Origin of the sequence: Mesorhizobium sp. M0830, from assembly GCF_040319965.1 — a bacterium.
In the GTDB taxonomy this organism is placed as follows: Bacteria; Pseudomonadota; Alphaproteobacteria; order Rhizobiales; family Rhizobiaceae; genus Mesorhizobium.
The window spans coordinates 136,138-158,608 of sequence record NZ_JAMYOR010000004.1 but is presented as its reverse complement, the minus strand read 5'-3'; the positions used below and the strand labels follow the sequence as shown (position 1 = coordinate 158,608).

Genomic DNA, 22,471 nt, shown 5'->3' with positions numbered 1-22,471 from the left:
GACGCAGAATTGAAGGAGGAGGGGAGAAGTGGAGGTTTCTGTTGCCAGGTACCTCCGAACCCCGCCTAGAAGTGCGAACCCCTAGGGCTTGAATTGAAGCTATCGCACCGCTTACGCGGCGAGACGTGCTTCCGCATAGTTGTCATTTGCAACTACAGGTTTAGCCCGATAACGGTGGTACTATGCCGGGCAAAAGTACGATCTTTACACCTTCGTCGATCCTATTTCGCCCCCAGCAAAAACCGCTCTGTCGCCAACAGCGGCTTTTGGTGGAGGCGCCGGGTACCGCCCCCGGGTCCGAACGGCTTATTTCATCGCCCATTTATCGCCATAGTCGGTCAAGCCGACAAACTGAATATAGGGGCCCATCGCGAGAAATGAAAGGCCGCAATGGCACTTTGTCCCGTGTCAAACCGCGTCTCCAAAGGGTTGACTTGGGCGCGGTCTCCACCGAAGCTTTGCTATGGTGAGGAGTTATCGACCTAGCGCACACGTTGCAGCAGCGCGCCACAACCCTCATCGATCGGATCCGTGGCGCCGACGAGGGGAATTTTGATGGCCGACTATCTTGCAGACGTGAAGAAATACGACGTTGGCGCCAGTGCGGATGCGGTCGAAAAGATCGTAAAGCATCTGGGGATTGCGCTCAGGAACCGCGATTCCTCGCTGGTGTCCTGCACCGACCCGATGGAGCTTGGGCGCGTCAGGGACAACTGGGTCGCCAAGAAACTCGGCATCAGCGACGCGGCGAAGGCCGATGCGGCAATCGAAAAGACCTGCAAGGCAATGTCTGCCGACAACACCAAAAGCCGGGTGACTTTCTACTACCTGGTTGCGAAGGATTTGGGCAAGCTCGGCTCCCTCTGACGATCGCGCGTCAATTTGCGGAGGCTGGCGCGAGCCTTGCGCCAGCCGATGATGTTGTTGGGGACTGGCGACCTTCGGGCAGGATTTGCGCTGCTTTCTGGTGTTCGGCCGCCTGTCCATCAGCTATGATGGCTCGACAACCGAATCGAGCCGGAACCGATGCGCCAGTATCTCGACCTCCTGCAGCACGTGCTGGATAACGGTGCCGATCGAGGCGACCGTACCGGCACCGGAACGCGCTCCGTCTTCGGCTACCAGATGCGTTTCGATCTGGCGCGCGGTTTTCCCGTCACCACCACCAAGAAGCTGCATCTCAAGTCGATCATCCATGAACTTCTGTGGTTCCTGGCCGGCGACACCAACATCAAATACCTGACCGACCATGGCGTTTCGATCTGGGACGAGTGGGCCGACGAGAATGGCGACCTCGGCCCCGTCTACGGCAAGCAATGGCGCTCCTGGCCGGACGGCCATGGTGGCTCGATCGACCAGATTGCAAACCTTCTCAAGGAGATACGCAAAAACCCTCAATCGCGGCGGCTGATCGTTTCGGCATGGAATCCAGCCGAGGTGGAAGCGATGGCGCTGCCGCCCTGTCACTGCCTGTTCCAGTTCTACGTCTCGGAAGGGCGGCTTTCCTGCCAGCTTTATCAACGGTCGGCCGATATCTTCCTCGGCGTGCCGTTCAACATCGCTTCCTACGCCTTGCTGACGCTTATGGTGGCGCAAGTGACCGGGCTGAAACCCGGCGATTTCGTCCATACGCTTGGTGACGCGCACCTCTATTCCAACCATTTCGAGCAGGCGCGCGAACAGCTGCGGCGCACGCCGAGGGCGTTGCCGACGATGTGGATCAATCCAGAGGTGAAGGACCTCTTCGCCTTCCGCTTCGAGGATTTCCGGCTGGAAAACTACGTCGCCGACGCGTCGATCAAGGCGCCGATCGCGGTCTAAACCCCTGCGCTTTACTCAACCCTGAAATCAGGCGCCGATCAGTCGATGCTGGCCATCACGTCCGACGCGTTGTCCACCGACGGGCTCTTTGGTGATCGAGCGGTGACGATGGCGCCGCCAATGTCGATCCCGGGATGCGAAGTGGTGCTGCCGGGCCTTCCTTTGTTATATTCATGCGGATATATCGGTGGGCGGGCTTCGAGCAGATCGGATTCGAACCAGGGAGAACTTTCCATGACGCGCAAAGGTTTTGGACTGAGGGCGATCGCCATCGGCGGTCTTGCGGCGACGTTGATGGCCGTTCCGGCAGCACATGCGGAAGACAAGGTGGTGGTGTTTGCCGCGGCCAGCCTCAAGGAGGCGCTCGATGCGGTGAACAAGGCCTGCGAGGCCGATGTCGGCGAGGCGGCGACGGTCTCCTATGCCGCAAGCTCGGCGCTTGCCAAGCAGATCGAGAGCGAGGCACCAGCCGACGTCTTCATCTCGGCCGACCTCGACTGGATGAAATATCTCTCCGACAAGAAGCTGACCAAGCCGGACACCGAAGTAAAGCTGCTCGGCAACGAGATCGTGCTGGTGGCGCCGAAGGACTCAGCTGTTGAAACCAAGATCGAGAAAGGTTTTGACCTCGCCAAGCTGATCGGCGACGGCAGGCTCGCCATGGGCGACGTCAAAGCGGTGCCGGCCGGTAAGTACGGCAAGGCCGCGCTCGAATCGCTCGGCGTCTGGTCCTCGGTCGAGGGCAAGGTGGCGCAGGCCGAGAATGTGCGCGCGGCGCTCAAGCTGGTTTCAACAGGTGAGGCAGCCCTCGGCATCGTCTATGCCACCGACGCGCACGCCGAAAAGGGCGTCAAGGTGGTAGGCACCTTCCCGGGGGATTCGCATCCGCCGATCATCTATCCGGTTGCCCAGATCGCCGATTCGAAGGACAAGGATGCGCCGGCTTTCCTGAAATGCCTGCAGTCGCCGAAGGCCGGTAGGCTGTTCAAGGATCAGGGTTTTACCGTGCTCGCACCGAGCAACTGAGTTTCCAAGGGGCTTCATCTCGCAATATGAACTGGCTTCTGGACCTCACTCCCGACGAATGGAATGCGGTCCGGCTGTCGATCAAGGTAGCAACGGTGGCGATGCTCGCCAGCCTGCCGCCAGGCATATTGATCGCGCTGCTGCTTGCTCGAGGACAATTCTGGGGCAAGACCCTGGTCAACGGGCTGGTGCATCTGCCGCTGATCCTGCCGCCCGTGGTGACCGGCTATCTGCTGCTGCTGACCTTTGGCCGGCGCGGGCCGGCGGGCGCCTTCCTGGCCGACCATTTCGGCATTGTTTTCTCCTTTCGCTGGACGGGTGCGGCACTGGCTTGCGGCGTCATGGGCTTTCCCCTGATGGTGCGGGCGATCCGGCTGTCGATCGAGGCGGTGGACCGCAAGATGGAGGCGGCGGCGGGAACGCTCGGCGCCAACCCTCCCTGGGTCTTCGCAACCATTACTTTGCCGCTGATCCTGCCTGGGCTGATCGCCGGCGCCATCCTGTCCTTCGCCAAGGCGATGGGCGAGTTCGGCGCGACCATCACCTTCGTCTCCAACATTCCCAACGAGACGCAGACATTGCCGTCGGCGATCTACACCTTCACTCAGGTGCCGGGCGGCGATGAAGGGGCGCTGCGGCTGACGCTGATTTCCATCGTCATTTCCATGGCCGCTCTGGTGGCTTCGGAAGTGCTGGCGCGGCGTGTCGGCCGGCGGATGGACATCGAATGAGCGTTCTCGTCGATATCGGCCATCGGCTGGGCGGATTTGCCATCGACGCCCGCTTCGAAAGCGCAGGGCGGCTGACAGCACTGTTCGGACCGTCGGGGTCGGGCAAGACGACGCTGATCAACATGATCGCCGGGCTGATCCAGCCCGACAAGGCACGCATCGAGGTCGACGGCCGCGTGCTGGTCGACACCAATGCTGGCATCTTCGTGCCGAAGCACAAGCGCCGCATCGGCGTGGTTTTCCAGGATGCGCGGCTGTTTCCGCATATGAGTGTTGCCGGCAATCTGCGTTACGGCCGCTGGTTCACGCCGCCAGCGGAGCGCTATGCCGATATGGATGCCGTCATCGACCTGCTTGGCATCGGCCCGCTCATGAACAGGCGACCGGCAAAGCTCTCGGGCGGCGAGAAGCAGCGTGTGGCAATCGGCCGGGCGCTGCTTGCCAGCCCTGGATTGCTGCTCATGGACGAGCCGCTGGCCTCGCTCGACGAGGCGCGCAAGGCCGAGATCCTGCCCTATATCGAACGGCTGCGCGACGAGACGAAAATCCCGATCGTCTATGTCAGCCACTCGGTCGCCGAGGTGGCGCGGCTGGCAAGCGACGTGGTGATGCTGGCGCAAGGCCATGTCATCGCCAGCGGTCCGACCGAGGCAGTCATGCAAAGGCTCGACCTGTTGCCGGCGGAAGAACGCGGCGAGGGGGGCGCCGTGCTGGACACCAGGGTGCTGCGTCACGACGAGACTTTCGGCATGACCGTGCTCGGATCGGCGGCTGGTGAGATCCGTGTGCCACGGCTGGCGATGAAGGCGGGGGCGGCTGTGCGCATCCGCATACGCGCCCGCGATGTGATGATCGCCACCGAACATCCGGCAGGGCTCAGCGCGCTCAACATCCTGCCGGGAACCATTACCGCGATAAGCTCCGGCGAGAGCCCGGCGGTCGACGTCGGCATCGACTGCAACGGCGCAACCGTGCTTGCCCGCATCACCGAACAGTCGCGGCGGACGCTGAAGCTTCATCTCGGAGGCAAGGTTTTCGCGGTGGTCAAGACGGTGAGCTTCGACCGGGCCAGCACCAGCGCCGGCCTGCCCGGTGAGGCGGACGGATGATCGTCGCTATGTCTTTTTGGAATAGCGGTTTCGCCGGGAAGTCTCTAGTATGGGATTGGGCGTGACTGCGGAGGAGAAAAAATGCCGTCGTTGAGCTTGCGGATAAATCTCGATCCAGACGGGCGCATCGGACCGGGCAAGATCGAACTCCTGGAGCAGATCGCCGCCTTCGGCTCGATCTCGGCCGCCGCACGCGGCATGGAAATGTCCTACAAGCACGCTTGGGACCTGGTGGAGGACATGAACCGGGTATTCGGCAAGCCACTGGTGGCGGCACAGACCGGTGGCCGCAAGGGCGGCGGCGCGCAACTGACGGGCGCGGGGCTCGCCGTGGTCAGCCGCTTCCGCGCCATCGAGCGTGCGGCTTCGGCCGCTGCAGCGACACATATGGAGGCGTTACAGGCGGAGATTGATGCGGGTTAGGGGAGGGCAGTAGGCAGTAGGCACTAGTCCTGTTCACTAGGCTTGCGAAGCAGATAGGTGTCCATGATCCAGCCCTTTTTCCGGCGGGCTTCTTCGCGGGTTCTCTCAATCTCGGCGCCGACGTCACCGAGTCGGCCAGAGATGAGAATCTCGTCCGGCGTGCCGAGATAGGCGCCCCAATGGATGACAGCGTCCTTGTCTTCCAGCGTATTGAAGGCGCATTTGCCGTCAAGCAGGACGATTGTGCTGCCGGAATTGTCGGCCAAGCCTTCCTCGGTCAGGCGCCGGCCGGTGGTGATGAGGACGGAATCGCCGATCCGGTTCAGCGCCATTTTATGGCTGGCGGCGAGCGCCTGAATGGCGGTGATGCCGGGTACTACCTCAAGCTCGAACGCCACGTTACCTCGCAAGCGCACCCGCTCGAGGATGCGCAAGGCGCTGTCATAGAGCGAGGGATCGCCCCAGATCAGGAAGGCGCCGCAGCCATCCCCGGCAATCTCGTCGCGGATCAGGTCCTCGTAGATCGAGGCGATGGCTTCATGCCAGGCATCGACCGTCGAGCGATAGGAGGGGGCCGGCCCATCTTCTACTGGTCCATCTTCTGCTGGCAGGTCGCGCACCGGAACGTCGAATTCGACGCGGCGTGACTTGGGGTTGGTCACGAAGCGGTCGCAGATCTGGCGGCGCAGGTCGGCAAGGTCGTTCTTTTTCGCGCCCTTGTCGGGAATGAACAGCACGTCCGCCTGGTTCAGGCCTGATATGGCCTGCACGGTCATGTGGTCGGGATTGCCGGCGCCGATGCCGATAACGAGAAGCTTGCGCATGGAGCGAACTCCTGCCCGATCGGAACCTGTTAGTCCAGACCAATTGGGCTTACCCGCGGATACGGAAGGGCTTTGAAACGCCACGGTGAAACGGCTAGGGTCTGTAAGCATTCCAGCCGAGGAGGCTTTCATGTTGCGATATGTTCTGACCGCCGCGCTGGCCCTGCTGGCTGCGCCCGCATTCGCCAATGATTCAGTTGCCGAACTTGGCACTGGCGGCCTGATCCTGTCGCGCAGCGATGCCGTGGCGATGCAAAGCGAGGATCTTTTTATCTCGCCGGAAAAGGTGACGGTCGACTACGTCTTCCACAACAACACCGATCGGGATGTCGACGCCATCGTTGCCTTCCCGATGCCCGACATCGAAGGCGACCCCGAAGAGAGGCCGGCACTGCCCAACGATCAGAGCGACAATTTCCTCGGCTTTGAGGTGACGATCGATGGCGCGCCGGCAAAGCCGCAGCTCGAGCAGAAGGTGTTCGCGCTCGGCATCGACATCAGCGCCGATCTGAAGGCGCAGAACGTGCCGTTTTATCCTTTCGGCGACGCGGCGAAGGCGGCGCTGGCCAAGCTGCCTCAAGCGGTTACCGATGACTGGGTCAACCGCGGCATCATCATCGAGGACACCGGCGGCGACGGTGCGGAGGCGAAGAAGGTCTACACGCCATTCTGGCAATTGCGTTCGACCTATTGGTGGCGCTCAACCTTTCCGGCCAACAAGGACGTCCACGTTTCCCACCGTTACAAGCCGAGCGTCGGCGGCACCTCTTCGGTCAGCTTTTTCTACGACGGCAAGTTCCAGGGGCAGTACGCGACCTACAAGACGCGCTACTGCATGGACGACACGTTCGAGAACGCGGTGCGCAAGGCGGCCAAGGACGACGCCGACGGCTATTCAAAGTATTATGAAAATCGGATCGCCTATATCCTGACCACAGGCGGCAACTGGGCAGCGGGCTCGATCGGCAAGTTCAAACTGACGGTTGACAAGGGCAATCCGAGGGCCCTGGTCTCGTTCTGCGGCGACAATGTCAAAAAGGTCGGGCCGACGACATTCGAGATGACGGCGGATGATTTCGATCCAGAGCACGACATCGACATCCTTCTGCTCGAACCGTCGGATCGCAATGATGGGAACGCCAACTGATGCATGTCGCAATATACGTTGCCATTGCCGAGAACGGTGTGATCGGGCGAGACGGCGGGTTGCCCTGGCGTCTTTCCACCGATCTCAAGCGTTTCAAGGCCGATACGATGGGCAAACCCATCATCATGGGCCGCAAGACCTATGAAGGCATCGGCCGGCCGCTGCCCGGCAGGCTGAACATCGTGGTCACCCGCGACAAGGCCTGGCGCGCCGACGGCGTCGAGGTCGCGCACTCGCTCGAAGCCGCGATTCAGCTGGCAACGGTACGCGGCCGCTGCATGGCCGGGGTGGACGAGGTCTGTGTAATCGGCGGCGGCGAAATCTATAGCCAGGCGCTGCTGCTGGCCGACCGGCTGCATGTCACCCATATACTGGCAACGGTCGACGGCGATGCGCATTTCCCGCCGATCGATCCGGATTCCTGGCGCGTCGTCAGCTCCCAGGACGTTCCAGCCGGGGAAAAGGACAGTCACGCGACGCGCTATTCGGTTTACGAGCGCCGGCGCGCGAGACATTGAATGGCAAAAAGGGCATCGAAGGAAGACAAAGGGTCGCGACCGGACCAAATCGGACGAACTGACAGCGCATCGCGTTGAAAGCGCCTCGCGGCGTCCCTATAGAAGAACATACTGGATTTTGCGCCGAAATGCCGGCGCTTGAGGGAATTCCAAGCGAAAGGACATTTATGCCCTGGAACGATAAAAGTGGCGGTGGCGGCGGCCCATGGGGCGGCGGCGGCAATCAAGGACCCTGGGGGCAGGGACCAAAGGGACCGAGCGGCCCGCAGGGCTCGCCTCCCGATCTTGAAGACATCATCCGCCGCGGCCAGGACCGGCTGCGGCGCGCCCTGCCGGGTGGCGGCGGCGCAAGCCCGGCTATCTTCGCACTGATCGCGGCGGCACTCGTGGTGCTGTGGGCCTTCAAAGCGGTTTACACCGTGCAGCCCGACGAGGTCGCGGTCGAACTGCGCTTCGGTAAGCCGAAGGCCGAGCTGTCGCAGCCGGGCCTTCATTTCCATTGGTGGCCGCTCGAAACGGTCGAAACGGCCAAGATTTCCGAGCAACTTGTCGATATCGGCGGCGGCGGCGCGACGAGTGGCAACACCTCCGGGCTGATGCTCACCGGCGACCAGAACATCGTCAACGTGCAGTTCTCGGTGGCCTATCAGGTCTCCGACCCGAGGTCGTATCTGTTCGACGTGTCCGACCCCGACGGAATGCTGCGGCAGGTCGCCGAAAGCGCCATGCGCGAAGCCGTCGGCCGCCGGCCGGCGCAGGACATCTTCCGCGACGACCGCCAGGGCATCGCCGCCTCGGTGCGTGAAATCATCCAGACGACGCTGGACGGCTACAAGGCCGGTCTCAACGTCAACGCCGTCTCGATCGAGGATGCGGCACCGCCACGCGAAGTCGCCGATGCGTTCGACGAGGTGCAGCGCGCCGAACAGGACGAAGACAAGTTTGTCGAGCAGGCCAACCAATACTCCAACCAGAAGCTCGGCCAGGCGCGCGGCGAAGCCGCACAGGTCCGCGAAGACGCGGCCGCCTACAAGAACCGGGTCGTGCAAGAGGCTGAAGGTGAGGCACAGCGCTTCATCTCGGTCTATGACGAATATGCCAAGGCGCCCGACGTGACGCGCAAGCGCCTCTACCTGGAAACCATGGAGAGGGTTCTGAAGGATTCTAGCAAGGTGATCGTCGAGCAGGGCAACGGCCAAGGTGTCGTTCCCTATCTGCCGCTGCCGGCATTGCAGCCGAAGGCGCAGGCACCGGCCGCGCCTGGTGGCGTTACGGGAGGTAACCAATGATGGCCAACCGTCTTCCCGTCATCGTCGTCGCAGCGGCCGTCATCCTGTTCCTGCTCTATTCGTCGGTCTTCGTGGTCAATGCGCGCCAGCAGGCGCTTGTGCTCAGGTTCGGCGAGATCGTCGACGTCAAAAGCGAGCCGGGCATCTACTTCAAGGCGCCGTTCTCGTTCTTCGACGCCGATACGGTGCAACTGATCGAAAACCGGGTGCTGCGCTTTGATCTCGATAACATCCGTGTCCAGGTGTCGGGCGGCAAGTTCTATGAGGTCGACGCCTTCATCGCCTACCGCATCTCGGATCCGCGCGTCTTCCGCTCCGCTGTGTCCGGTCAGATCGAACTGGCCGAAGCTCGACTGAGGACGCGTCTCGACGCTGCCTTGCGCCGCGTCTACGGTCTGCGCGATTTCGAGGCCGCGCTCTCCGAACAGCGTGCCGTGATGATGCGCGAAGTCCGCGATCAGCTTAGGCCAGACGCCACGTCGCTCGGCCTGCAGATAGAAGATGTCCGCATTCGTCGCACCGATCTCACCGCCGAGGTTTCGCAACAAACCTACGACCGCATGAAGGCGGAACGTCTGGCTGAGGCTGCGCGGCTGAGGGCGCGGGGCAATGAAGCGGCACAACGCATCACGGCCCGCGCCGATCGCGAAGTGGTCGAGATCGTTGCCGAAGCTCAGAAAGAGTCGGAGATCCTGCGCGGCGAGGGCGAAGCCCAGCGCAGTGCCACCTTCGCGGGAGCGTATCAGCGCGATCCGGCGTTCTTCGACTTCTACCGGTCGATGAACGCATATGGAACGGCGCTGGACAACACCGGGACGACGATGGTGCTGTCGCCGAGTTCGGAGTTCTTCCGCTTCTTCCGCGATCCAGACGGCAAGGAGGCGCCGGCGAAGCCGGGGTCGGCTGCGCCAACCCCGCCGGCGACGGTACCTGCCGCACCGGCGGTACAGCCCAGCACCGGCCAGTAGCGGCCGGTGCAGGATTTTCTCGCCGCCATCGGCCTCGTCCTTGTCATAGAGGGTCTGGTCTATGGCGGCTTTCCCGGCCTTGCCAGGAGGCTTGCAACCGAAGTGCTGTCGCTGCCCGAGAATGCGTTGCGGATTGCCGGGCTGGCTGCGATCGCCATCGGCGTCGGGATCGTCTGGCTGGTGCGAGGTATATGAGGCCGGTGAGCTTCGATTTTCGGGATACTGGTTTCGATCCGCGATACGAGCCTCGATCCCGGGGATAACGGATGATTTATCCTCTGCCGATAGTCATAGCCGCAAACGTGCCGTATTTTTTGCCAACATGGCGCGACGCGGCGTTTTCGTCGAAGCGCTTTTCTTTTCAGGAATACCGGGAGGCTTCTCGATGACATCCAACATAATTTTGCGCGCGGCACGGCGGACGTTCATCGCGGGCGCTGCGGCACTTCTTGTCAGCGCCGTCGCTGTCCCGTCCTTCGTGACACCGACATTTGCCGCTGACGGACCTGCTTCGGTCGCCGATCTGGCGCAAGGCCTGCTCGGCGCGGTGGTCAACATCTCGACCTCGCAGACGGTGAAGGGTACCGAAGGTCCGGGTGCCGTGCCGATGCCGCAGCTGCCAGAGGGTTCGCCCTTCCAGGACTTCTTCGACGATTTCTTCAAGAACCGCGGCGGCGACAAGGACAATAGCGGGCAGAAAGTGCAGTCGCTGGGCTCCGGGTTCGTCGTCGATGCCGAGCAAGGCATCGTCGTCACCAACAACCACGTGATCGCCGACGCCGACGACATCGAAGTCAATTTCTCCGACGGCATTACCTTGAAGGCAACGCTGGTCGGCACCGACACCAAGACAGATGTCGCGGTGCTGAAGGTCGATCCGAAAGGACACAAGCTGACGGCGGTGAAGTTTGGCGATTCCACCAAGATGCGTGTCGGCGACTGGGTGATGGCGATCGGCAATCCGTTCGGCCTCGGCGGCACTGTGACGGTCGGTATCGTCTCGGCCCGCAACCGCGATATCAATTCCGGCCCCTATGACGACTTCATCCAGACCGATGCCGCGATCAATCGCGGCAATTCCGGCGGCCCGCTGTTCAACAGCGCCGGCGAGGTCATAGGCATCAACACCGCCATCATTTCGCCGTCCGGCGGCTCGATCGGCATCGGCTTCTCCATTCCCTCGCAGCTCGCCTCGGGCGTGGTCGACCAGTTGCGCCAGTTCGGCGAGACGCGGCGCGGTTGGCTCGGCGTGCGTATCCAGCCGGTGACCGACGACATCGCCGAGAGCCTCGGCATGGTGACTGCCAAGGGCGCGCTGGTTGCCGGCGTCATCAAGGGTGGTCCGGTCGACAATGGCACAGTTCAGGCCGGCGACGTCATCCTGAAATTCGACGGCAAGGACATTCATGAAATGCGCGATCTGCCGCGCGTCGTCGCCGAAAGCCCGGTCGGCAAGGCGGTCGACGTGCTGATTGTGCGCAAGGGCGTCGAGCAGACCGTGAAAGTGACGCTCGGGCGGCTCGAGGACGGCGAAAAGCTCGCCAGCGGCGAACAGGGTGGCAACACCGATCAGGACAAGAGTGAAAAGGCCCCGGCCGTTTCCACGGCCTCGGTGCTCGGGATGACGGTCGGCGAACTGAACGACGAGACGCGCAAGAAGTTCAGCATTGCGGGCGATGTTTCCGGCGTCGTCATCACCGACGTCACCAAGGACTCTGCTGCCGCCGAACGCGGTATCCAGCCGGGCGAAGTGATTACCGAGATCGCACAGGAATCGGTCGCTACGCCCAAGGATGTTATGGACCGGATCGGCGCCTTGAAGGAACAGGGACGCAAGAATGCGCTCTTGATGCTGGCGTCGAAGACCGGCGAGCTCAGGTTCGTCACGATCCGGATGGACTGAAGTCCGGAAGGATCCGGCAGAATTCTCATCTAGAATGGAAGGGCGGCTAGCGGGCCGCCCTTTTTCTTCTTTGCTCCCAAGCGGCGCGGGAGAGCCGGTAGAACACATGTCGCTTGAGCGCGGGCTGGCTTGCGGGAATGCCGGGGTGGTCGAAGTCGGCGGACGGGTCGGCGGTCATGCCGAGGCGCTCCATGACGGCCGTGGAGCGGCGGTTGTTCCCGACGGCAAAGGAGACGATCTCGCCAAGGCCGAGCGTTTCGAAGCCGTAGTCCAGCCAGGCTTCCGAGGCCTCGGTGACATAGCCCTTGCCCCAGTATTCGGGCGCCAGCCGCCAGCCGATCTCGATGGTACCCGCCGGCAGGAACGGCATATGGTCGGTTCCGGTGATGCCGACAAAGCCGATGCACTCACCGGTGGTGATGATCTCGGCGGCGGCAAAGCCATAGCCGTCGCGGTCGATCACGCCTCGCAACTCGTCCATCTTGGCATCCGTGGCGGCGCGGTCGTGGCGGAACGGAAAGAATTCCATCACCTGTTCGTCGGAGTTGATCCGGTGGAACAGTTCACGGTCGCGATCCTCCCAGTTGCGCAGGATCAGGCGCTCGGTACGCATTGGTTTCATTGCACAAACTCTTCCTGCCTGTAGCCTTGCAAATAGAGCAATGCGGTCAGGTCGCCATGGTCGATGCGAACCTTTGCCTGTGCCGCCACTATTGGCTTGGCATGCAGCGCGACACCAGTGCCGGCCAGGCGGATCATGTCGAGATCGTTGGCGCCGTCGCCTACGGCGATGGCGTCGGCAGGCGTCAGGCCGAGGCGCGCTGAAATTTCGAGCAGCGCCTCGGCCTTGGCGGCGCGGCCGAGGATTGGCTCGCCGACCAGCCCGGTGAAGTGGCCATCCTGTTCGAGCAGGCGATTGGCGCGATTCTCGTGGAAGCCAAGCATGGCCGCGATTCGCGTCGTGAAGACCTCGAAGCCGCCGGACACGAGTGCCGTCCAGGCGCCGTTGGCGCGCATGGTCTGAACCAGCGCGCGGCCGCCCGAGGCCAGCGTCAGACGATTGGCGACGATGCGGTCGACCACGGCGGCGTCGAGGGCTTTCAGCAGTGCCACTCGCTCGCGCAGAGCCGGTTCGAAAGCGATCTCGCCGTTCATCGATCGCGCGGTGATGGTGGCGACACGGTCCTTGACGCCGATCTCGTCGGCCAGCTCGTCGATGCATTCCTGGTCGATCATGGTTGAGTCCATGTCGGCCATGAGGATCTTTTTGCGGCGGGTCTCGGCCTGCTGGACGATCACGTCGACCGCCTCGGTGGCGAGTGCCGTGCGCAATGCGGCAGTCGTGTCGGCGGCGTCAGCAATCTCAGGCAGCACAAGATCGCAGGCAATTCCTTCGGCAAGCCAGACAACAGCGCTTGCGCCGACTGACCGTGACGCCATATTCGCAAGCGACAGCGACAAGGCGCGGTCAGCGGGATGGGAAACAAGCGTGGCGATGAGCGGCATGGAACATTCCGGCGAACATGCGGACGAGGGCCGCGTGAAGAACGCGATCCTGATAGCCGGGCCGACCGCCAGCGGCAAGTCGGCGCTGGCGCTCGATCTGGCCGAGCGCAAGGACGGCGTGATCGTCAATGCCGATTCCATGCAGGGCTATTCGGTGCTCGATGTGCTGACCGCCCGGCCGGAGGCGGCCGACCTCGCCCGCGCGCCGCATTTTCTCTACGGCCATGTCCACCCGGCCACAGCCTATTCCACCGGCGCATGGCTGCGCGACGTGATGAAGCTGATCGACGACGGTGCGCTTTCCGAACGGCCCGCAATTTTTGTCGGCGGTACCGGGCTCTACTTCCGCGCGTTGGCCGAGGGCATTTCGGAAATGCCCGATATTCCGCAGCGGATTCGGGACCGCTGGCGCTACGAACGTAAGGAGCAGGGCGCCGTCAAGCTGCACAGCCTGCTGCTGCGCGAGGATTCGGCGGCCGCCATGATGCTCAAGCCAACCGATAGCCAGCGCATCGTGCGGGCATTGGAGGTGCTCGACGCATCGGGCCGTTCGATCCGGGAATGGCAGGCAGAACGCGGCCTTCCACTCATAGACAGGGAGACCGCGCATTTCTTCGTGATCGAGCCGGACCGGGCGGCGCTGGTCGACCGCATCGAAAAACGCTTCGACCAGATGTTGGACAAGGGCGCGCTGGACGAGGTCAAACGGCTATCGGCGCTTGGCCTCGATCCCCAGTTGCCGGCAATGAAGGCGATTGGCGTTCGTGAACTGCTGGCCGCGATGGCCGGAGAGATTGGCTTTCCCGAGGCGATCGAACGCGCCAAGATTGCCACCAGGCAATATTCCAAGCGGCAAACGACCTGGTTCAGGCATCAACTGGGGCCGGAATGGCTGAGATTGCGCCCCGGTGATGATCTGGAAACCACGATCTGATTGGCTGTTTCAATTGCAACCTAAAAAGTTTATCTGCAAGGATAGGTTCTCGTTGCGGTTGTCCCAATTAACCCTCCGTAAGCCCTCCCATGCCATAAGGTCAGTGGGGTACTTTTCCAGCGGGGAGCAGATGCGTTTCCACAAGGCGGAATCAGCATTTTTCGTCTTTATCTTCGTGATCCTGGCCGCCGGCCTGGTGACGCTGCATGCCTATGGCCTTCTGCAATCCTTCGCCACCGAGTTGCATACGGCTTCGGGTCTGAACAAGGTCATTTATCTCAACAAGCTTTTGTTCGCGACCGGTGTGCTTTTGGCCACCGCGCTGTTCTTCGGCATTTTCTTCATCTACCCGCTGATCCGAAAACAGGCGACAGAAGAAGGCAAGCTACGTGCCATGACGGTCTCGCTCAGCGCGCGCTCGGAAACTTTCGAGCATGCGGCGCTGACCGACGGCCTGACCGGCATGCAGAACCGGCGCTATTTCGATGACGCGCTGAAGGAGTATCTCGAGGAGTTCCGGCGCATCGAAAAACCAGTCGGGCTGATGATCCTGGATCTCGATCATTTCAAGCAGGTCAACGATACTCACGGCCATGATGTCGGCGACGAGGTGCTCAAGGCCGTCGCGAACTGTCTCAAGGATATGACACGCTACCACGACGTGGTGGCGCGTTTGGGTGGCGAGGAGTTCGCCGTGGTCACGCCCAACATGGATGCCGACCTTCTGGGCAAGTTTGCCGAGCGGATCCGCAAGGCGATCGCCAACATGTCGGTGCTGTCGGGCAATGTCCGCCTCAAGATCACCACCAGCGTCGGGCTTGCCGTCTGGGACCGCAACGAAACGGCGGAGGAGTTCTATCGCCGCGCAGACCGCCAGCTCTATGAGGCGAAGAGGCAAGGCCGCAACCGCGTCTGCGCCTAGAATCCCGAAGAAGAATTCATGAGGCCGGTCGCCTGACGCGGCTTTCTCGACTTCCGGTGCTCACGGACTAAATGTCCGTTCCGCTCCGGCTTCTCAAAAGCCACATCATGCAACTCGGCCTGATGAATTCTCTTTCGGGATTTACCCAGGCATGCCAACGAAGCTGAGCCCTGGAACCTTGGCGCCGTTCTCACTCAACCGGCAGAACAGCAGAGCCCGCAGGCTCAGTCGTTTTGCGGGCGCAGGCCGAAGGTCGCGGGCTTGAGACCGTAGCGCATGTCGAAATCGTCGTCCGATGACGCGCGAGTGGTGGGTGGCTTGCGGTAGTCGGGATCGCCAGCCTGGCGGCCTGAATCGACGACTTCCGCGAAGGCCATCGCCTGCTGCGTTGGTTTCGGCACGTTGCGCAGTCGTTCGACGATTGCCACCAGATCGACATCGTCGCCTGACTTCGCAGAGGCGGCCTGTTCGCGCTTGGCCGTGCCCGGGAGCAATTCGCTCGGCAGTTTTTCGAACTTCAGCCGCATGGTCGACGCCACGCCTTCGCCGAAGGCGATGGCTTCGCGCTGGCCCATGGAGGACAAGAAGGCAAGCGTCGAGGCGGAAGAGTCGGCAATCGCCGAACGGATGATCGCCTGGTCCTGCTCATTGGCAAGCCGCATGGCGAAGAAGGTCGAGCATTGCGACAGGATGGTCGGGTCGAGCTCGCCCGGGCGCTGGGTGACGACGCCAAGATAGCAGCCATATTTGCGGCCTTCCTTGGCGATGCGCGACAGCGCGTGCCTGGTCGGCGCGAAGCCGAGGCGCGGATCGGCCGGCATGTAGCGGTGCGCTTCTTCGCACAAAAACAGAAGCTGCAGCTTGCCTTCGCTCCACAAAGCGAGATCGAAGGCCAGGCGCGCCAGAACCGAGCAGACGGAATTGACCACTTCGGACGGCATGCCGGCCATCTCGAAGCAGGTCACCGGGCGGCCATGATGCGGCACGCGGAAGATGTTGCCGATCGTTTCGTGGATGGTGTCCTCGATCAGGCGCGAGTTGAACATGAAGCGGTAGCGCGGGTCGGCCGCCGCCGATTCGATACGCGTCTTCAGCGATTTGAGCGTCGGGCGATCGGCCTTGCTTTCGAGCATGCCCATGCGCTCGTCGATCTGCTTGAGGAGGTCGGCGATCCGGTAAGGCACCGGCGTATCGGCGGTCAGCGCATCGTTGCCGCGCCGCAGATAGGCGCCGGAATTCGGATTGCGGTAAAGGTTCTTGGCGGTCGGGATGAGGTCGCGCAACGCATCGATTTCTTCCGGCTCCGTCTCGCGGCCACGGAACAGCACCTCGGCGAATTCTTCCAGCGTGAACATCCAGAACGGAAGATCCAAGGTTTTGGAATCGACCCTGACACAATATTCGGGCAGCGACGCCGCGAACTCATTGTGCGGGTCGAGGATCAGGATGCGCAGATCGGGTCGCGCCGCGATCGATTTGCGCAGCAGCAGCGAGACGGCGGTGGACTTGCCGACACCGGTGGTGCCGACAATGGCGAAGTGACGCGCCAGCGTATCGTCGATGGCGATGTGGGCGGCAATAGCTTCGTCCTGTGCGAGCGTACCGATGGTGATCGAATGACGCCCGGCGAGGTCATAGACAGCCTGCAGGTCACGGGTGCGGATGCGGTGCGCGACGGCGCCGATATGTGGGTAGGTGGTAATGCCACGGTCGAAGACCGGCTCGCCGCCGGGCTCTGCTGCATCACGTACTTCGCCGATCAGCTCGATGCTGACCTCGATGGCGTTCTGGCCCTCATTGCTCCAGGCGCGATCCGACTTGCCGATCCCGTAGACCAGGCCGACGGTTCGCGTGGGCCCGAGATTGATGGAAATCATCTTGCCGACCGTCCACAGGCCGGTCACCGCGCCGTCGACATCGTCCGCATAGGCGCTGATGGTCGCGCGTGCGCCGTCGCACTGCACGACATTGCCCAGGATGCGCCTGTCGTTCTGCTCGGCGTCGCGGCGCTCCTGCGATGTCGGTTCTCCAACAGAAGCTGCGCGTTCGACATACATGGACAGGCCAATCCCCATTTCCCCTGGAGCATCGAGCCTACAGGAATGGGGTTAAGGCCCGATGAGGTCGGATGGTGTAGAGAGGCTTAATGGCCGCATGAAAATTGTCGCGAGGCACCTCTTTTGCGACGCCAATATTTCGCTATAGTAGACGTATGGATGATATAGCGAACGACATTTCCTCGACGATCGGCCGAAGGATACACGCCGAAAGGGTCATGCGGGACTGGTCCCTGGCCGAGCTTGCGGAGCGTTCCGGCGTCTCGAAGGCGATGCTGAGCACGATCGAGCGCGGCAAGACCAGTCCGACGGCGGCCCTTCTCGTGCGTATCGCGGCGGCCTTCGGCCTGACGCTGTCGACCTTGATCGCGCGCGCGGAATTGCAAGGCGGCGGGCTGCTGCGCGAGGCCGACCAACCGGTGTGGCGCGACCCTGATACCGGCTATGTCAGACGGCACCTGTCGCCGGCTGGCGACATGCCGTTCGAACTCATCAGGGTGCAGCTGCCGGCGGGCGCCAAAGTCAGCTTTCCGGCCGCTTCCTACGCCTTCATCAAGCAGCAGATATGGCTGATTTCCGGGCGGCTCGAATTCGTCGAAGGTGAGACGGTGCACCGGCTTGAGCCAGGCGATTGCCTGGCGCTCGGGCCGCCGTCTGACTGCACCTTCCATGCCCTGGAACGCGGTGCCGACTATCTCGTCGCGTTGGTCAGGGCCTGAAATCATGGCCACGAGACCAAAGCGCTCCCACAATGGGGGGCCGCCTCTTGATGAGTACAAGGGCCCGCCATGGGGCAAGGGCGACCCCTATATCTTCCTTGCCTGGCAGGCCGCCCATGCCAAGGCATGGAAGGCGCCGAGCCGCGAGGTCATGCTGCTGCGCATGGACAAGGCCGAGCGGCTGGGCCTGACCTATGAGGAGTACACGCTCGAAATTCTCGAGCGTGGGCGGCATCTCGGGCACGAAGACGCCGAACGCATCAGCGCCATCAAGGCGGCGCGAAAGCGACGCCGCGTGCGCCACCTGGACTGACGGCAATGTGCCACGCCTATCGCAAACCACAGGACCTCATAAGCATGAACTCCATCGAGATCGGAACCCTGACCCCGACTGCCGAGACGCAAGACAAGCTGGCCGAATTGCTGGTCGCGACGGTGGCGGCCGGCGGATCGGTAAGCTTCATGCATCCGCTGGCGCCGCAGGCAGCCAGGGCATTCTGGGAGAAATCGCTAGCCGCGGCGGAAAGAGGGGAAAGAGCCGTGCTTGGCGCCTGGGACGGCGGGGTCCTGGTCGGCACAGTAACCCTGCTGCTCGACTGCCCGCCCAACCAGCCGCACCGGGCCGAGATCGCCAAGCTGATGACACGCGTCGACTACCGGGGCAGGGGTGTGGGAACGCGCCTGATGCGGGCGGCCGAGAGCCTTGCCGTCGAGAAGGGGCGGACGCTGCTGGTTCTCGATACGGCCGCTGACGAGGGCGCTTCAGGGCTCTACGAAAAGCTCGGCTTCACGCTGACCGGCGAGATACCGGACTATGCCCTGAAGCCACATGGCGGGCTGACGGGCACGCTCATCTACTGGAAGCGTATCGGGCAAATCTCGTAAGGTCATCCAATCGAGGAAGGAGGCAGGGTGCAAGCCGTGCCCCCTTCATGATGCTCAACTGGAATGGCGGTCGATTAGCCCTTGTGGTGGACCTGCTGCAGGCCGTAGACCGGCGTCGCGATGCCTTCGTGCCGCGCCTTCAACTGCAGCGACAGGAACTGCGAATAGTGGCGTGACTGGTGCAAATTGCCGCCATGGAACCATAGCGCTTCCTGTTGCGTCGGCTTCCACATGTTACGCAACTCGCCTTCCCACGGGCCGGGATCCTTGGTGGTGTTCGAGCCGAGGCCCCAGCATTTACCAACCTTGTCGGCGACGTCCCTGGAGATCAGATCGGCGGCCCAGCCGTTCATCGAGCCGTAGCCGGTGGCATAGACGATGAGGTCCGCGGGCAGTTCCGACCCGTCGCTGAGCAGAACCGAATGCTGCTTGATCTCTTCAACATCGACGCCGCTCTTCAGCTTGATCGAACCATCGATGATCAGTTGTGAGGCGCCGACATCGATATAGTAGCCAGAGCCGCGCCTCAGGTACTTCATGAACAGGCCGGATTCGTCGTCGCCCCAGTCAAGCATGAAACCGGCGTTTTTCAGTCCCTCGTAGAACGCCGCGTCGCGTTTCTTCATCTCGGCATAGGCCGGGATCTGGAACTCGTGCAGAATCTTGTAGGGCAGCGAAGCAAAGATCAGGTCGGCCTTGGCCGTGGTGATGCCGTTCTGGACCGCCTGCTCCGAATAGAGCGAACCCAGCCCGATTTCCATCAACGTGTCGGACCTGGAGATGTGGGTGGTCGAGCGCTGCACCATGGTGACGTCGGCGCCGGCTTCCCAAAGTGCCGCGGCGATGTCATGGGCGGAATTGTTGGATCCGATGACAACCGCCTTTTTGCCGACATAGGCGTCGGGCCCGGGATGCTTCGAGGAGTGATGCTGATCCCCCTTGAAGGTCTCCATGCCCTTGAATTTCGGCAGATTGGCCTTGCCGGACTGTCCGGTCGCCAGCACCAGTTGCTTCGGCCTCAGCGTGATGTCCTTGCCGTCGCGGTGGACGACGACGGTCCATTCCTTCTTCTTGTCATCATAGGAAGCGCTTTTGGCCTCGGTCGAGGACCAGTAATTCAGCTCCATCACCTTGGTGTACATTTCCAGCCAGTCGCCGATCTTGTCCTTGGGCGAGAAGACCGGCCAGTTCTTCGGGAAATCGATATAGGGCAGATGGTCGTACCAGACCGGGTCATGCAGGCAGAGCGACTTGTAGCGCTTGCGCCAGCTGTCGCCGGCGCGCTCGTTCTTCTCGATGATGATCGTCGGCACGCCCAGTTGCCGCAGCCGCGCGCCGAGCGCGATGCCGCCCTGGCCGCCGCCGATGATGACCGTATAGGGCTGCGTCTTGAAGCCGAGTTCGGCGGCCTCCTTTTCGCGCTCTTCCTTCCATGTCGGACGGTTCTTGCCCGAGCCATGTTTGGCGCCCATCGGCCGCGCGAAGCCCGCCGGCTCCTCGTGGCCCTTCAGCTCGACCATCGTGGTCAGCAGCGTCCAGATCTTGCCGTTCTTCAGCCTGACATGACCGAAACCGCGTGCAACTTCCGTCTCGAAGCTGATCCAGCCCTCGATCAGCCCGCCGCTCTCGGTCGCATCCTCGCCGTTGGCGATGGCAAAGTGTGACGGCTTGGTTTTCGACAGCTGGCTTTTCAGCATGTCGCGGACCTGGTCGCGGCCTTCCATGGTCTTGATGTTCCAGGTGAAGGTGACGAGGTCGCGCCAATAGCAATCCTCCTGAAAGCAATCGATCGCTTTCTCGATGTCATTGGCGGCCAGGGCGGCGCCGAATTGATCGAGCAGGTCGGACAGTTTCTTGTTTGAGGCCTTATCGAGCATCAGGGTTCCTCCCGTGAAATCCAGATCGTCATGATGGCTCAGCCCGACGTGCCGGCCGAACAATCAAGTATCGGCAAAGATAGTGGCCCTCGTCACGCCCCACCATAGTTTTCAGCGGTTTCAATGGCTTACCCGGAAATTGAGATCACCAAGCGGTTTTGGAACACCCAGCTGTTGGGAACGGACGCTCCGATTCCGAACGTCGGGGACAATGCCACGCCGGTCGCGCAAAATTGATGGTCATATGCCGCAATGCGGTCACCGGGGCTGACGACAACCGATCGGTGAGAAGCCGGGAAGCGGTGGCGGGCAACAGGGCGGTTCCCGGGGATTTTCTGGATGCGGAACTCTGGAGCCCGTTATGCAAGCATTTTCAGTTCATTCTATCGGCCGGCGCGGACGCGCCGCTGCCATGGCTCTGGTCATGGCCATGAGCGCGACCTTGACCAGCCCGCTGGTACTGCCCGGAACTCAGGCTCACGCGGCGGAAATTTCCGTTACCATCCGCGAAAGGCTTTCAAACTATGGCGGATGGCGAACCTCCGCGCGCTTCGGCGATGTCTGGGTTCCGACAGTCCGTACCGAATGGCGGCCCTACACCGAAGGTCACTGGGTCTGGACCGACGACGGCTGGTACTGGCAATCCACCGAGCCGTTTGGCGATGTCGTCTATCACTACGGCCGTTGGGCCTATGATCCAGATTTCGGCTGGGTGTGGATAGCCGGCGATCAATGGGCACCAGCCTGGGTGGTCTGGCGCCAGGGCGGCAACGATGTCGGCTGGGCGCCGGCGCCGCCCGATGTCGACGTCGCCTTCGACGATGCCTGGTGGTGTTTCGTGCCGGTGGCGGCGATCGGCGCGGTCGATCTGGTCAGGGTGGTGCGGCCGGTTCAGGAAAACGTCGTCATCGTACGCAACACGACGATCATCAATCAGACTGTCGTGGTCAACAACGCGCCGCGTGTGCGGCTCGGCAATCAGGTCGTTGCGATCAATGCCGGGCCCAGGCTGCAGCAATTGCCGAAGCCCGTCATCGAATCGATCAGGGCGGCAAAAGTGGTTCCGCCCCGCAAAGGGGTGTTTGCCAGTGCAAGGCTCGATGCTTCCAAGGGCGCGGAGATCAAGAGGCTGGCAGGCAATGGAACGCCCGTCACCACGGCACCCAATGGAAACGGGCAAACTGTGGTGGGCCATGGCTCCAAGACGTCGATCGGCGACAAGGCCCTTTCTCCGGCCGCGCTGGCAGCGGGCAATCCGGGCGCCACCGTGCGCAAGCGCATGGTCGCCGGCAACGGTGCGAAGGCCGATGCGCTCAAGGCCCATGCCGACAAAACCTCCGGCAATGGGCGCATCGTTGTAAAATCGCCGCCCAACCCGGCTTCGTCCAAGTCGGTTTCTAGCCAGCGCCTGACACGCGGGGCCGGGCCGCAAAGGCCGCACCAGCAGGCACTGGCCATGCGCATGTCCCAGCACCATGGTCCGGCCAAGGCGGCGCCTCACCGTCCACCGGCAAAGATGCAGGCCAGGAAGGTGTCCAAATGCGATCCGCGCGTTTCCCGCTGCAAGGCGCCGGGCTGATCACCGCAATCGCGCCGGCACACTGCACGTCCCGGCGCGATTTTTCCCGTTGACAGGCTGCCTTTCCCGCCCTTAGTGTCCGCCACCATGAAAACGGCACTCATTCTCGTAGGAAAGCGCATGGGCAAGGCGGTGTAACCGCCGGGCGAAACCCCCCATGCGCAGACACAGGCTCCCTCGGGAGCCTTTTTTATTGCCTGAAACACGACTAAACGACCAGCAATCGCCTGACG

Annotated in this window: 23 protein-coding genes and 1 other RNA gene; 18 read left to right on the top strand and 6 right to left on the bottom strand. The window is 62.3% G+C overall.

Annotated features, from left to right (window positions below; genetic code table 11):
- Positions 1-27 precede the first annotated feature (27 nt).
- Positions 28-387, bottom strand: a transfer-messenger RNA (tmRNA) gene (ssrA, locus tag NKI20_RS04600).
- Between the two features lie 168 nt (positions 388-555).
- Here ssrA and NKI20_RS04595 point away from each other — a divergent pair.
- From NKI20_RS04595 to NKI20_RS04570, 6 genes are all read left to right on the top strand, one after another.
- Positions 556-867 carry a DUF2853 family protein gene (locus tag NKI20_RS04595; RefSeq protein ID WP_352828681.1) on the top strand — a complete coding sequence of 104 codons (312 nt, stop codon included), beginning with the start codon at positions 556-558 and terminating at the stop codon, positions 865-867.
- A gap of 159 nt (positions 868-1,026) precedes the next feature.
- Complete coding sequence (locus NKI20_RS04590) at positions 1,027-1,821, top strand: thymidylate synthase (protein ID WP_109668127.1); 795 nt, start codon at positions 1,027-1,029, stop codon at positions 1,819-1,821.
- 234 nt (positions 1,822-2,055) lie between these two features.
- Positions 2,056-2,847, top strand: a complete 792-nt coding sequence (gene modA / locus NKI20_RS04585; protein ID WP_352828679.1) for a molybdate ABC transporter substrate-binding protein — start codon at positions 2,056-2,058, stop codon at positions 2,845-2,847.
- Between the two features lie 26 nt (positions 2,848-2,873).
- The gene (modB, locus tag NKI20_RS04580; RefSeq protein ID WP_352603027.1) at positions 2,874-3,578 is read left to right on the top strand and encodes a molybdate ABC transporter permease subunit; all 705 of its coding nucleotides are present in this window, start codon (positions 2,874-2,876) and stop codon (positions 3,576-3,578) included.
- On the top strand, positions 3,575-4,687 hold the full coding sequence (gene modC, locus NKI20_RS04575; protein ID WP_352603025.1) for a molybdenum ABC transporter ATP-binding protein: 1,113 nt from the start codon (positions 3,575-3,577) through the stop codon (positions 4,685-4,687). The genes modB and modC overlap by 4 nt, the downstream gene beginning before the upstream one ends.
- Before the next feature lie 81 nt (positions 4,688-4,768).
- A complete protein-coding gene (locus NKI20_RS04570; protein ID WP_023757072.1) occupies positions 4,769-5,110 on the top strand; it encodes a winged helix-turn-helix domain-containing protein in 342 nt (113 codons plus the stop codon).
- Positions 5,111-5,133: 23 nt separating this feature from the next.
- Here the strand turns inward: NKI20_RS04570 and cobF are convergent, their stop codons facing one another.
- Positions 5,134-5,934, bottom strand: coding sequence for a precorrin-6A synthase (deacetylating) (gene cobF / locus NKI20_RS04565; RefSeq protein ID WP_352603024.1), 801 nt, complete (start codon positions 5,932-5,934; stop codon positions 5,134-5,136).
- A gap of 130 nt (positions 5,935-6,064) precedes the next feature.
- On the opposite strand from cobF, the gene NKI20_RS04560 reads away from it, so the two are divergent.
- The 6 genes from NKI20_RS04560 to NKI20_RS04535 all read left to right on the top strand — a co-directional run bounded on the left by NKI20_RS04560 (position 6,065) and on the right by NKI20_RS04535 (position 11,759).
- Positions 6,065-7,081 carry a DUF4424 domain-containing protein gene (locus tag NKI20_RS04560; protein WP_352603022.1) on the top strand — a complete coding sequence of 339 codons (1,017 nt, stop codon included), beginning with the start codon at positions 6,065-6,067 and terminating at the stop codon, positions 7,079-7,081.
- A complete protein-coding gene (locus NKI20_RS04555; RefSeq protein ID WP_352603020.1) occupies positions 7,081-7,599 on the top strand; it encodes a dihydrofolate reductase in 519 nt (172 codons plus the stop codon). Before NKI20_RS04560 ends, NKI20_RS04555 begins: the two co-directional genes overlap by 1 nt.
- A 167-nt stretch (positions 7,600-7,766) precedes the next feature.
- Positions 7,767-8,888: an FtsH protease activity modulator HflK gene (gene hflK / locus NKI20_RS04550; protein ID WP_352727665.1), complete on the top strand. Its 1,122-nt coding sequence runs from the start codon at positions 7,767-7,769 to the stop codon at positions 8,886-8,888.
- Positions 8,888-9,856, top strand: a complete 969-nt coding sequence (gene hflC / locus NKI20_RS04545) for a protease modulator HflC (protein ID WP_352828779.1) — start codon at positions 8,888-8,890, stop codon at positions 9,854-9,856. Before hflK ends, hflC begins: the two co-directional genes overlap by 1 nt.
- 6 nt (positions 9,857-9,862) lie before the next feature.
- Entirely contained in the window at positions 9,863-10,051 is a 189-nt protein-coding gene (locus NKI20_RS04540; protein ID WP_023757078.1) for a DUF2065 domain-containing protein, read from the top strand.
- A 190-nt stretch (positions 10,052-10,241) separates the two neighbouring features.
- A complete protein-coding gene (locus NKI20_RS04535) occupies positions 10,242-11,759 on the top strand; it encodes a DegQ family serine endoprotease (protein WP_023757079.1) in 1,518 nt (505 codons plus the stop codon).
- A gap of 46 nt (positions 11,760-11,805) precedes the next feature.
- Here NKI20_RS04535 and NKI20_RS04530 read toward each other — a convergent pair whose 3' ends face one another.
- On the bottom strand, positions 11,806-12,381 hold the full coding sequence (locus tag NKI20_RS04530; RefSeq protein ID WP_352828670.1) for a GNAT family N-acetyltransferase: 576 nt from the start codon (positions 12,379-12,381) through the stop codon (positions 11,806-11,808).
- The gene (gene serB / locus NKI20_RS04525) at positions 12,378-13,265 is read right to left on the bottom strand and encodes a phosphoserine phosphatase SerB (protein ID WP_352828667.1); all 888 of its coding nucleotides are present in this window, start codon (positions 13,263-13,265) and stop codon (positions 12,378-12,380) included. The genes NKI20_RS04530 and serB overlap by 4 nt, the downstream gene beginning before the upstream one ends.
- Between serB and miaA the strand changes: the two genes are divergently transcribed.
- Together miaA and NKI20_RS04515 are read left to right on the top strand one after the other, a co-directional pair.
- A complete protein-coding gene (miaA, locus tag NKI20_RS04520; protein ID WP_352828664.1) occupies positions 13,255-14,199 on the top strand; it encodes a tRNA (adenosine(37)-N6)-dimethylallyltransferase MiaA in 945 nt (314 codons plus the stop codon). The genes serB and miaA overlap by 11 nt on opposite strands.
- Before the next feature lie 130 nt (positions 14,200-14,329).
- Positions 14,330-15,121 carry a GGDEF domain-containing protein gene (locus tag NKI20_RS04515; protein ID WP_023757082.1) on the top strand — a complete coding sequence of 264 codons (792 nt, stop codon included), beginning with the start codon at positions 14,330-14,332 and terminating at the stop codon, positions 15,119-15,121.
- Between the two features lie 224 nt (positions 15,122-15,345).
- Here the strand turns inward: NKI20_RS04515 and NKI20_RS04510 are convergent, their stop codons facing one another.
- A complete protein-coding gene (locus NKI20_RS04510) occupies positions 15,346-17,178 on the bottom strand; it encodes an ATP-binding protein (protein WP_352828661.1) in 1,833 nt (610 codons plus the stop codon).
- Between the two features lie 155 nt (positions 17,179-17,333).
- On the opposite strand from NKI20_RS04510, the gene NKI20_RS04505 reads away from it, so the two are divergent.
- The 3 genes from NKI20_RS04505 to NKI20_RS04495 are packed head-to-tail and all read left to right on the top strand — an operon-like array spanning position 17,334 to position 18,782.
- On the top strand, positions 17,334-17,897 hold the full coding sequence (locus NKI20_RS04505) for a helix-turn-helix domain-containing protein (protein ID WP_352828658.1): 564 nt from the start codon (positions 17,334-17,336) through the stop codon (positions 17,895-17,897).
- 4 nt (positions 17,898-17,901) lie between these two features.
- A complete protein-coding gene (locus NKI20_RS04500) occupies positions 17,902-18,210 on the top strand; it encodes a hypothetical protein (RefSeq protein WP_352603006.1) in 309 nt (102 codons plus the stop codon).
- Positions 18,211-18,254: 44 nt separating this feature from the next.
- Positions 18,255-18,782, top strand: a complete 528-nt coding sequence (locus tag NKI20_RS04495) for a GNAT family N-acetyltransferase (RefSeq protein WP_352828655.1) — start codon at positions 18,255-18,257, stop codon at positions 18,780-18,782.
- Between the two features lie 74 nt (positions 18,783-18,856).
- Here NKI20_RS04495 and NKI20_RS04490 read toward each other — a convergent pair whose 3' ends face one another.
- On the bottom strand, positions 18,857-20,659 hold the full coding sequence (locus NKI20_RS04490) for an NAD(P)-binding domain-containing protein (protein ID WP_352828652.1): 1,803 nt from the start codon (positions 20,657-20,659) through the stop codon (positions 18,857-18,859).
- Positions 20,660-21,020: 361 nt separating this feature from the next.
- On the opposite strand from NKI20_RS04490, the gene NKI20_RS04485 reads away from it, so the two are divergent.
- Positions 21,021-22,238: a DUF6600 domain-containing protein gene (locus NKI20_RS04485; protein WP_352828650.1), complete on the top strand. Its 1,218-nt coding sequence runs from the start codon at positions 21,021-21,023 to the stop codon at positions 22,236-22,238.
- Positions 22,239-22,471 lie beyond the last annotated feature (233 nt).